The organism is Sphingomonas sp. CCH9-F2, assembly GCF_001556735.1.
Taxonomy (GTDB): Bacteria; Pseudomonadota; Alphaproteobacteria; order Sphingomonadales; family Sphingomonadaceae; genus Sphingomonas; species Sphingomonas ginsenosidimutans.
Window position 1 is genome coordinate 1 of the sequence record NZ_LSJO01000435.1, and the last position, 10,568, is coordinate 10,568.

Consider the following 10,568-nt stretch of genomic DNA (forward strand, 5'->3'; position numbering starts at 1 on the left):
GCTTGAAGATACCCGGCCGGAAGCGATTGTCGCGCTTTTGCGGGATATCGGTCCTGTCGCGGTCAAATTCGGACAGATCCTTGCGATGCGAAGCGACCTTCTGGAGCCGGCATGGGTCGATGCACTTTCAAAACTGCAGGACCGCGTTCCTCCGCTTCCATTCGCGGCCGTGCAACCGCTGATCGAGGAAGCGATCGGCGGCCCAATCGAAACAAGTTTCAGCCACTTTGACACCGAAGCGCTTGCGGCAGGCTCGATCGCTCAGGCGCATGCGGCGACGCTGCTCGACGGGCGGGACGTTATCGTTAAGATTCGCCGCCCAGGCATCGAGCGGATCGTCGATGCCGATCTCCGGCTACTGCGAAGACTGGCCCGGGTCGCGGAGCGCCGTATCCCCGAGATTGCGAGACTGAAGCCGGACGAACTGCTGCGCCATTTCGCCGAGAGCCTCGCCCGGGAGATGGACCTCAGCGCAGAAGCGCGCGCCAGCGACGCGATTGGTGAATACCTCAAGGACTTCGGGGTTCGGACGGCACGCTTCGATTGGGAGCTTTCGGGCAGGCGAGTGAACATCCAGGAGCGGCTCCGCGGATTTCCCGCAAGCGATCTGGAGGCGGCACGCCGAAGCGATCTCGATCTGGCTGCGCTCGCCAGCACCTATGCGCAGGCGATCCTGCGCATGATCATCATCAACGGTCACTTCCACGCCGATCCGCATCCCGGCAACGTCTTCTTTCTTGAAGACGGGACGCTTGGCCTGATCGATTTCGGGGCCGTGGGCACCCTCCTGCCGAGACGCCGGGAGGAACTTGTTCGGCTTGGCCTCGCGATCGCTTCGGAAGACACCGGCGGTGTCGTCGATATCCTTATGCTCTGGGCTGGTGATCCGGACGTGGACCGGGTCCGGCTCGAAGAGGCAATGGCAGAGCTGATCGACCGCTTCAGCAACGTCCTGCTCGATCAGATTGACCTCGCCGACATTTTTCAGATGGTATTCGCGATTCTGCGCGACTTTCATCTCGCGCTTCCGCCTGACCTCGCTTTGGTGCTCCGGACCTTGCTGACCGCCGAGGGGTTCGTCCGGCGCATCGATCCGGCATTCGACATTGCTCGCGAGCTTGCTCCCATAGCAAAGGAAATGATGCGGGAGCGGGCGAGCCCTGCCCGGCTGCGCGGCGAGGCGGGCAAGCTGCTCGCAGCGCTCGGACGAGCGGTTCTGTCAACGCCGAACCTCGTCGGACAGATCGAGAAGGTTGCGCGAACCGGCTCGATCACCGTCAGTATCGCGCCCAAGGACCTTGAGCGTCTACGCGGAAGAGAGCGTGCCGGCAGGGGTACTCCGCAGCTCTATCCTGCCACCCTCGCGATCTGCGCCGCGATAGTGTTTTCCTCGCAGCCTCTCCTGGCGGGACTGTTGGCTTTCGGCGCTGTTGCACTGGCCGTTTTGGAAGGTGTGAGGCGGCGATGAGCGCGGCGCACGCAGAGCTGACCGCAAAGCATCGCGCCTGGCGCGACAGGTCTCGGGATTCCTAGCTCCCGATGGAAACGCATTCAAACTGGTTGAAGGTGAGCCTGATCGTGGGCCTGCTCATGGTCACTGCGATCGGATTCGCTTTGTGGCTTCTCCAGGCGAGCGATGCCAAGGGGCCGACGTACGAGATACGATTTGAACAATCCGTCGATGGCCTGCAACCGGGGTCGGCCGTGAACCTTCTCGGCGTTGCCATCGGTCGCATAACTGAGATCAAGGTTCAGCCCAAAAATCCAGATTTCGTGACCGTGCGGTTCGTGCTGACCAGTGACACGATTCTTCATCGAGGTGTGACAGCATCGATCGAACGGTCGTTATTTGATGGATCGGCAAAACTGAGCCTGAGCGGCGACAACAATCGCAACCCGGTGCTCGCGGCCCGAGAGGGGCAGCAGTTCCCGATCGTACCAGCAAAGGGCGGAGGACTCTTGGGCGGCGGTGGTCCAGCAGACCTCATTGCGAAGGTTTCGTCGAACGCTGAAAGTGTGTCTAAAAAGCTCGATCCCGTTGGTTTGCGTTCGATAGAGAAGCGTCTCGACGAACTCGCGCGCAACTCGCAGAGCTGGACTGGCAAAGTCGGTCAAGTGGCGGGACGGTTGCCACAGACGGACAGGCTCGATGCTTTTGCAAAGCAGATCGCCAATACAGGGGATGGTGCAACGAGACTTCGCCGACGCATTGAAGCGTCACGAGGAGGATTTCGTGAGCGTATTTCTAGGTCGCTGGACTCGGCTGACAAATCAGCCGTGTCTTTTGGGCAGTCGGTTTCGCGCGCACGACCTCGGATGAGGCAGTTGGAAGCGGATGCCCGCCAGGTCACTGAGACCGTTCGATCGCTCCGGGGACCAGTCGGTCGTGCCGGCGATGTCGCCAAGAGAATCGAACAGGGGGGCTTGGGATCGACCAAATTGCCTGATTTCAAACCCTCGCCTGCTGGTCAACCAAGCGAGATCGAGACTCCTGCGGCGAAAAATGGATCGAAGCCATGAACAGCGTGTGCCGATCCCCGGCACGGTTTTGCTGGCGAGTGGTTCGACCCGGGATCGATGCGAGAAGGTGCTATTCCCGAACAACGGCAGCAACCATCGGAGTGATCGATGCCGAATACCGACCCAAAAGACAAAGCGGCGACACTCATCGCTGCGCTGCTCGTCCTCCTTGCGGAAGCCGATGCGTTCGGATTCACGCTACCGGCGATACAATTCGACGCTGCGATCACAGCGTTGAGTGGGATTGGCGGCGTGGCTCAAATATCGACCAAAGGCTGACTCGACGGCATCCCGCGTCGATGCGTTTGCCCAGTCCGACCTCCTCTAAAAGGCCACAGAATAATGGGATCGCGTCGGCTTTCGTGGTTGGAGCGGTCTTCTCATCCAATTTGCATATTCTGCAAAGGTGACGAGGATGACACTTCCCGCCGCCATTGAGCAGACTGATCCGTTTATAAGCCAGCGCGGTTTTAGCCATGCTGTGCGCAGGGTGATGCCAAACCTGCGGATTTATGCGCGTCGACTGACGCGTAACGAGGCAGATACCGATGACCTCGTTCAGGATACATTGGTGCGCGCCTGGGCCGCGCGAGAGCGTTTCGAGATCGGGACGAACCTTAAGGCTTGGCTTATGCGGATCGCACGGAACAGCTTCCTGTCTGGGAAGCGAAAGGATCGGCGCTCGGTATCGTGGGATCCGGCAATCGCAGAACGTCTTTTAATTGCCCCTGCCACGCAGGACGAAGGGATTTTCTCCAGTGAACTCAACCAAGCCGTGTCGTCGCTTTCTGATGGACAACGCGTAGCCTTCGAGCTGGTGACACGAGACGGGCTGACATTCGAGGAAGCCGCGGATCGTCTCGGCGTACCGCTTGGCACCGTTAAAAGTCGCGTATCGCGAGCCCGTCGGGTGCTCGTTGACGGCTTTGAAACCGATCCGCCTCTCCCGGTCCAGCTACCAATGCTCCCCGCGCCCGCGTGCGAAGCTCCTGAAACAAGCGATGCGAAAATATACCGAAACTGGAAAAGATCCGGTTCGAGAACAATAGGATGAATACGCCGCAGCCTGGACAGTTCGGTTTCAATCGCGTCACGCCGGATCAAGGCCACATAATTGATTCAGTCAAAGAAAGGCACTGGAACACCATGCGTGAAATCCCGTCCGATATCGTACAGACGTGGGCGCCAGACCCTGCATACCTGCCCGATTGGTTTGTCGACGCGCTATCCGTGCCGCGGGAGGAAGGCTTCGTCGAGGTCTCTGGTGTGAGAATGCATTACTTCCGCTGGGGAGATCGTTCCGCGCCTCCTTTACTGATGACCCACGGCTTTCTCTCTCATGCACGGTGCCTGGCGTTCGTCGCGCCTTACCTAGCTGAAAATTACCATGTGATCGCCTACGACCATTCAGGAATGGGCGACAGCGACGTTCGCGAGAATTGTGACATGGTCGCGCGAGGACGGGAGATGATCGGGGTCGCGGAGGCCCTTGGACTTTTTGGCCACGAGCACAAGCCGATCATCGTCGCACACAGCTTTGGCGCGGCAGTCGCGCTCCAGGCGATCACGCTGGCGCCGGATGCCTTTGCCGGTACGGTGATTTGCGATCTGATGGTGCTGCGTCCGTCCAGCTTTGACGCCGTTTGGGGCGGCGGCCGCACCGGCCCGGGATCAGGCGACCCCGATCGCCCGCATAAGCGCTACCCCGATTACGCCAGCGCGCGCGAGCGGTACGTTCTATCTCCGCCACAGCCCGTTGGTGAGGCGTTCCTGATGGATTACATGGCCTATCACTCACTTCGACGCGAAGGCGAAGCGTGGACCTGGAAGTTTTCGCCATCAGTGTTCAAGCGGGATAATGTGCCCAGCGAATGGCTTGAAATGGGCAGAACGCTGGTCGAGGCACCAGGCCGCAAGGCGATAGTACACGGCGAGCAAAGCCTCCTTTTTACAAACGATTCCAGTGATTACGTGCGCGAGCTCGGCGGTATCGATATTCCGATCATCGCTGTACCCGAAGCTCGGCACCATCTGATGCTGGATCAGCCGCTGGCGTTCGTCGCCGCCTTGCGCGCGTTGCTGGCGGGCTGGAGCATCGAGCGCAATTAGACCGGTTTGATACCAAGCTATCCGCCGCGTCCGAGCAGGGTTTTAGGAAGCTTTTAGCACCGCATTCGACCAACCTAGGGAGCACACCGACCTGTACTCCGGTGTTACGTCTGCGCCGTCACAAGGGCGCGTATCGTCAACCGTTCGATCAAGCTGCTCACGTCATCGGCTGAACTGGTGAGTCCTTCCGTCAACCACCAGCTTAAAATGGTGATTATTCCGCCCACTACGACCCGAACAGCGAGTCCGCGAGGCACGGATGAATCAAACGGAAGATCGAGCCCCTCTGCGTATCGAATGGCGCGAGCCGTCACTTCCTGTCGCACTGCATCGCCACCGCCAACCAGCAGAGCTGCAGACGCGTGCCGATGGAGATCGACGAACTCCACGACCGATCGCACGGCGTTTCCCACATCTCCACGTACGAGAGCCGGGGCCACCTGCTTAACCAACCGTCCCATCAACTCGTCCGCCACGTCGAGCAACAGCATGTCGACGCCGGGATAATGGCGAAAGAAGGTCGCGTAGCCGACTCCGGCCTGGGCGACGATACGTTGCGCAGTGATCGAATGCGCGTCGCCGTCTTGCAACAGCGCCAGCATCGCGTCGCGCAGCAGCGAACGGGTTCGCGTGACACGAGCGTCCACGCCCTTTTCGCTATTACCCCTTTTATGAGCCACAGTAGATCATATATAGCGGACCTTGGAGTAAAGGAGCAAAGCGATGAGTTCGTATTCCACGCTATCGCGCGAACCGTCCAGCGGGGTCGACGATCTCCGTGACGATCGAAAAAGCATTCCATCGCAGCCCATGGGTCGCGGTTGCCCAGTCCAGTCTTTTTCAGAAGCACGCGCGCTACTCCGGGACGATGAGCTGCATCAGGCCAGTTTCCGCGCTGATCTGATGGCAAGGTTCAGCGACGAGCGCTTTGCGCCAATCATTTTCCAGCACGGTGAGCGCCATCGCCGTCAGCGTGCTGCGACCGCTCGGTTCTTCACCCCCAAAACCGTCGACACCAGCTACCGTGCGATTATCGAACGTGAATCCGATGCGTTAATCGGCGACATGCAGCGTCGCGGCCACGCAAAGCTTGACGACATGAGCATGCGGCTGGCGGTGTCCGTTGCGGCCGAGGTTGTCGGTGTTACCGATAGTAATCGCACCGGGATGGCGCGTCGGCTCGAACGCTTTTTTCAGGCTGGCAATGTCGCGCTCGGCAAGTCGATCCTCGATCTGCCACGCTTCGCGCGGGCTCAGATCCACATGCTTAATTTTTACGTTCGAGACGTGTTCCCAGCGGTTCTCGCGCGTCGCCGTGCCCCGCGCGAAGACGTGATCTCGCATTTGATCGCCGAAGGCTATTCGGATCGCGCGATCCTTACCGAGTGCGTGACCTACGCTGCAGCCGGCATGGTGACGACACGCGAATTTATCACGATGGCGGGATGGCATTTGCTCGAGCGCGAGGAGCTTCGGACACGCTTCCTTGCCACAGATGAGACCGGGCGGATCGCCATCTTGGAAGAGATCCTTAGGCTCGAACCGGTCGTCGGGGAGCTTTCGCGACGGAATCCAAATACCGGCCAGATTTTCAAAATCGATATCCGCCAGGCGAACGCTGATGTCGCGGCGGTGGGCGCGTGTCCGCATGCAGTCGATCCTGATCGCGCCTTGGCAGCGCGCGTCGGTAGCGCGGGGCTTGCGTTCGGTGATGGTTCCCATCGATGCCCTGGCGCGAGCATCGCAATTCTCGAAACCGCAATCTTTCTCGATCGCCTGCTGCGCATTGCGGACTTAACGCTGGAAGCACCGCCGAAGATCAACTGGAACGCGTTGATCACAGGGTATGAACTTCGCGATTGTCGCCTTCGCATTGCTTCCCGATCATTTTGAGTTCCTTGGCTTATTACATCTTGGGAATTGCCTTCCTCGTCAATTCGCTCTGGTGAGCGGCCTTCTTGCAAAACGGGATCGGCCGTAATCACGTGACGTTAGTAATTTCATATAAATAGAAGCATCGGCAAAGGCCTTTCTTGTCAAATGCTATTGCTATTTACTTGGTAATGGCTGTCGACTCCTGATTGGCACTATCTGCGGCCATCCGAAAGAAATGCGTCGCGAGATTTGTCCGGAAAATACCGTTGGAAAGAGATATTGTATAACCAGTCTCAGGCATTCTATTGAAAAGCCATTCTGGTATTCTTTTTGATTCCGGCCTTAGCGAGCGCTAGCTCGCGAAGCCCGAGATCGAGGGATCTCTGTCGGGGCGGCGTCCGGAGTTTCTGGGAATTTGCGAGCCATCATGCAGGCCATCTCGCGCGATCAATCGATAACGCCTTGTCAACGTAAGCTTGGGGACCGGGACCCAGAAACGCTGGGACCATCGGAGAAGCCGCCGCGAGAGACGGATCAAGGCCCGTGGCGGGGATCGGCGAACCCGCTCGGAGCCCGCTAGGCCAGTCGTCATAGGGCTGGCTGCGCGCCGTTCGCGGCATGACTGTTCTGGATCGCGCCGATCATTCAGGGTCGGCGCGCGCCAATAGCTCTACACGTCGGATTATCTCGCATCTCAGATGAGAGATAATTCTTGCACGCGAAACCGGATGGTGGGATTAACGCGCATCTGAGACGCGAGATAATCCTATGGCTCTTCATTTGGTCGGTGAGACAATTGACGCCAAGCGCGCGCATCAGCGCGCGAAGGCCGGTGAGTTGATCCAACTCGTCCGCGGGGTTTACGTCGATCACCAAGGGGATATCGAGGCGACGATCCTCGGTCATGCGGTCCGGATTGCGCACTATCTCTATCCCAACGCCTATCTGTCGTCGGCGAGTGCGGCGCTGCTCGCCCCGACGCCCGACGGGCGGCTGTTCATCAGCGGCCGCCGCAACCAGCGCACGCGGTTGCGGACGCTTGAGATCATCCAGAACGAAGCGCCGAAGCATCCATCGACGGCGATGGCGGTCATTGGCGACGACCTGGGCGAATTGCGCGTCGACGCCTCATCGCCGCGCCAGCGCTTTCTCGAAGCGTTCCGCCTGCGCAGCGAACATGCGAGCGCGGCTACCGCCGACATGCGCGCGCAGATGGCGGCGCGTCTGGTGGAGGAACATGGGACGCCCCAAGCCGCAGCCGACGCCGTCTGGGTGCTGGCGCGCGAGAACGAATGGTATCGCGAAGGCGAAGGTGCCGAACGCTTTCTGCTAGCTCAGCCGGGCGTTGCCAAGGCGCCGGTCAACAAGGCAGCGCTCGATCTCCTCGTCGCCTGGCACGGTGAGCCGCTCGGCCGGCTGACCCACGATGGATTTGAATGGCGCTGGAAGCCGGGGCGTCGAGCGGGACCGGCCCTCGTGCGCGAAACCACGCCGGGCAAGCTGCCGGCCTTCATTGAATCGCTGCTTCCTGAGGGCTGGCTGGCGCAGGTTCTCCACGAACGCGATGAACGCGAGGCGCTCCGGCGCGGACGGCGATATATGTCGAACATCGTCATCGTCGAGGGTCGAGAAGAACTGGCGGCGCTGCCTGCTGACATTCTCACGACAACACTGGCTGGATACATCGACACCGGTCGCTTCACGGGCCGCTACGCCGGTCCGGCCCGGGGCGAGATCGAGGAGACCTTCGAGCAGAACCTGGCGCGCATCTTCGCGCGCGCGGAAACGCCGCGCCTGTCGGGCGTCCAGATCAAGGCGCCGATGAGCCTGATGCCTGATGGCGCCCTCGTTCCGGCCATCGATCAGCCGTTCACCCATATCCTCAAGCCCGCCGGCACGGCGGGCTTCGAGATGTTACCGGTCGTCGAGTGGCTTTGCCTGGAGCTTGGCCGCTCGGCCGGGTTCGATGTGCCCGACGCCGCGCTGCTGGAGATGCCCGACGGCATGTCGCCTGCACTGGTCGTCGAGCGGTTCGATATTCGTCGCGCGCCAGCGGATCAGCGGCGTCTGGCGATGGAGGACTTTTGCTCCATTTTGGACCTTCCAGCATCCGCCAAATACGACGGAACGATCGAGCGGATGGCGCGCGGCCTACGACCGCTGTCGACCGATCCGGCCAGCGATCTCGATATCCTGTTCCGCCGGGCCGTGTTCGCCTGGCTCATCGCCGATGGCGATATGCATCTCAAGAACCTCGCTGTGCTCAAAGTCGCCGAGGTGGATGCCAAGGCCTTCACGAGCGTGCGCTTCGCGCCGCTCTACGACGCCGTCACCACGCGCGTCTTCCCGGGTTTGGGGGGCGATCGCATGGCGCTCAAGCTCAACGGCAAGGATGACCGTCTGACGCCCCAGGACTTCCTCGCGCTGGCGCGGACAATCGGCGTATCCGCCGGAGATGCCGAGACTGCGATTGCGGACTTGACCGCGCGTGTGGCCGACCGGGCGCAGGGGCTTCAGCTACCTGCCTTCGCGGCCGAGGCTGAGGCCGCCAAGACAGCGCAGGAGAAGGTGATCGCCTTGGTCGGGGAGCGCTGCAAGGCACTTGCCGTTGAAGGCGACTGAGCGGCGCGACGTCACGGTTGGAGCCGGATTTGCAGGTCGGCGAGATCTTCTGCCGCCATGGCGGTTCCCATGAGGCTGTGAAGATACTCCAGCAGGTCTTCCTGACGCGGTTGTCCGAACGCGAGGCGATAGACGGTCAGGCTTCGTTTGAGCCACTCGAGTCGTCGGACCTCGCGGCTGAACGGGAGCATGGGCACGCGGCGTTCGACCTTCACCGGCCCTTCGTAAATCCAGTAGGGAATGAGGTCAGAGTCATTTTCGGTCTCGGCGCGAGCTGCGTCGAACATGATCTGCCAGGGATCATCGTGATCTCTCTCGCGCCCACGCACCACGTCGACCTGCCGATGCGCCAGATTTAGGCGGATTGCGTGACCCTTGAAGCGGTGGACACGCCCCTCGCGCTGCTCGAGATCGACGGGATTTCCGGGCAAGTTCCAGTGATAGAGCCGATAGCAATAAGGGTGAAAGTCGAGGCCTTCCTGTCCGACGGAGGTCGTGGCCAGCGCGAAGGGTCGGAACGGTGAGTTGAAGGCATCGCGAACGCTGGAGAGGCGTGCGGCCCCGCCTTCCTCGTCTTTGTAGTCGGCCAGGCGCATGGCGAAGCGCCCGCGCATCTGGAACTTGTTGATCACCAGCTTCTTACCGTCGACCGTTGGATCCTCGACATCGATCTGCGAGGGGCGAATGGCCAACGCCTCCGAGATCGCCTTGCTGATCCCAGCGATACGATCGACGGCTGGCTTGGCGCCCAAGCCCTCGGCGTCGAGCAGATAGTGGACGTACTCGTCGAGAACGGCCTGAAGGTTATGCTCAACGCCGTAGGTGAGCACTTGGCGCCAATAGCGGTCATCGTCGTCCTTGCGGAGGAGGGCGACGGCGTCGTGCTGGTTGAAAAGCGTGCGGAATCCCCAAGAGATCTGGTTCGCTGCCTTCAGCAGTCGATGATCGTCCCAAGCGAGATCGGGTGCGATCCGGTGCAGGGCGCGCAGCGCACAGACTGCGGGGCTGCCGAGAGCAACATCGACCAGAAGGTCAATCAGCGTGTCCGGTACGGGTCCAAAGGTGCGTTCGGTTGTCACAGTCCGCAGTTCGGCGACATGCTCCTTGAAACCCTCTTCGTTGCCGAGGAGGGCGAAGCCGTAAGGCGAGTTGACCCAGGCGACGGAGCTGGCTTTCGCCATGGCGTCGATGACGGCCGGGGCAGCCCATTCCCAATCGCGGCCATCTGCGGTGTCGCCTGACCGCTCGGCGAGCGCGGCGACGCTCTCGCGCAAGCGGTCGGCGACGGCTTTACGCATGGCTTCGACCGACAGGGTTTCGTTTGACGCTCCAAAGATCGCAAGAGGGTCGGCAATGCGCGCCAAGGTCGGCGAGGGATAGACCAGGTGTGTCAATCGGCGTCCAAAAAGGACCCCCTATCGGCGTCCAAAAGGGACCCCGTT

Annotated in this window: 9 protein-coding genes; 7 read left to right on the forward strand and 2 right to left on the reverse strand. The window is 60.7% G+C overall.

Annotated elements, in window-relative coordinates; all coding sequences use genetic code 11:
* The 5 genes from AX685_RS12170 to AX685_RS12175 form a co-directional block, all read left to right on the forward strand.
* Positions 1-1,468, forward strand: a 1,468-nt coding sequence (locus tag AX685_RS12170; protein WP_066489055.1) for an ABC1 kinase family protein, incomplete at its 5' end; no start/stop codon positions are given.
* A 71-nt stretch (positions 1,469-1,539) separates the two neighbouring features.
* Positions 1,540-2,520 carry an MlaD family protein gene (locus AX685_RS21055; protein WP_082731229.1) on the forward strand — a complete coding sequence of 327 codons (981 nt, stop codon included), beginning with the start codon at positions 1,540-1,542 and terminating at the stop codon, positions 2,518-2,520.
* A 108-nt stretch (positions 2,521-2,628) separates the two neighbouring features.
* Positions 2,629-2,799 carry a hypothetical protein gene (locus tag AX685_RS21655; protein WP_156442277.1) on the forward strand — a complete coding sequence of 57 codons (171 nt, stop codon included), beginning with the start codon at positions 2,629-2,631 and terminating at the stop codon, positions 2,797-2,799.
* 136 nt (positions 2,800-2,935) lie between these two features.
* Positions 2,936-3,574, forward strand: coding sequence for an RNA polymerase sigma factor (locus AX685_RS21060; RefSeq protein ID WP_082731228.1), 639 nt, complete (start codon positions 2,936-2,938; stop codon positions 3,572-3,574).
* Positions 3,571-4,629: an alpha/beta fold hydrolase gene (locus AX685_RS12175; protein WP_082731227.1), complete on the forward strand. Its 1,059-nt coding sequence runs from the start codon at positions 3,571-3,573 to the stop codon at positions 4,627-4,629. The genes AX685_RS21060 and AX685_RS12175 overlap by 4 nt, the downstream gene beginning before the upstream one ends.
* Before the next feature lie 104 nt (positions 4,630-4,733).
* On the opposite strand, the gene AX685_RS12180 is transcribed toward AX685_RS12175, so the two are convergent.
* Positions 4,734-5,276 (reverse strand): TetR/AcrR family transcriptional regulator, encoded by a 543-nt coding sequence (locus AX685_RS12180; protein ID WP_128082253.1) that lies wholly within the window; start codon positions 5,274-5,276, stop codon positions 4,734-4,736.
* A gap of 76 nt (positions 5,277-5,352) precedes the next feature.
* On the opposite strand from AX685_RS12180, the gene AX685_RS12185 reads away from it, so the two are divergent.
* Positions 5,353-6,522, forward strand: coding sequence for a cytochrome P450 (locus tag AX685_RS12185; RefSeq protein ID WP_197418116.1), 1,170 nt, complete (start codon positions 5,353-5,355; stop codon positions 6,520-6,522).
* 750 nt (positions 6,523-7,272) lie between these two features.
* On the forward strand, positions 7,273-9,126 hold the full coding sequence (locus AX685_RS12190; protein WP_066489062.1) for a type II toxin-antitoxin system HipA family toxin: 1,854 nt from the start codon (positions 7,273-7,275) through the stop codon (positions 9,124-9,126).
* An 11-nt stretch (positions 9,127-9,137) separates the two neighbouring features.
* Here AX685_RS12190 and AX685_RS12195 read toward each other — a convergent pair whose 3' ends face one another.
* Complete coding sequence (locus tag AX685_RS12195; protein ID WP_197418596.1) at positions 9,138-10,520, reverse strand: hypothetical protein; 1,383 nt, start codon at positions 10,518-10,520, stop codon at positions 9,138-9,140.
* Positions 10,521-10,568 lie beyond the last annotated feature (48 nt).

Bases quoted from the DNA above. Each gene is read 5' to 3' on its own strand.
- AX685_RS12175 (WP_082731227.1), top strand. From the start codon at position 3,571: ATGAATACGCCGCAGCCTGGACAGTTCGGTTTCAATCGCGTCACGCCG.
- AX685_RS21055 (WP_082731229.1), top strand. From the start codon at position 1,540: ATGGAAACGCATTCAAACTGGTTGAAGGTGAGCCTGATCGTGGGCCTG.
- AX685_RS21655 (WP_156442277.1), top strand. From the start codon at position 2,629: ATGCCGAATACCGACCCAAAAGACAAAGCGGCGACACTCATCGCTGCG.
- AX685_RS12185 (WP_197418116.1), top strand. From the start codon at position 5,353: ATGAGTTCGTATTCCACGCTATCGCGCGAACCGTCCAGCGGGGTCGAC.
- AX685_RS12190 (WP_066489062.1), top strand. From the start codon at position 7,273: ATGGCTCTTCATTTGGTCGGTGAGACAATTGACGCCAAGCGCGCGCAT.
- AX685_RS21060 (WP_082731228.1), top strand. From the start codon at position 2,936: ATGACACTTCCCGCCGCCATTGAGCAGACTGATCCGTTTATAAGCCAG.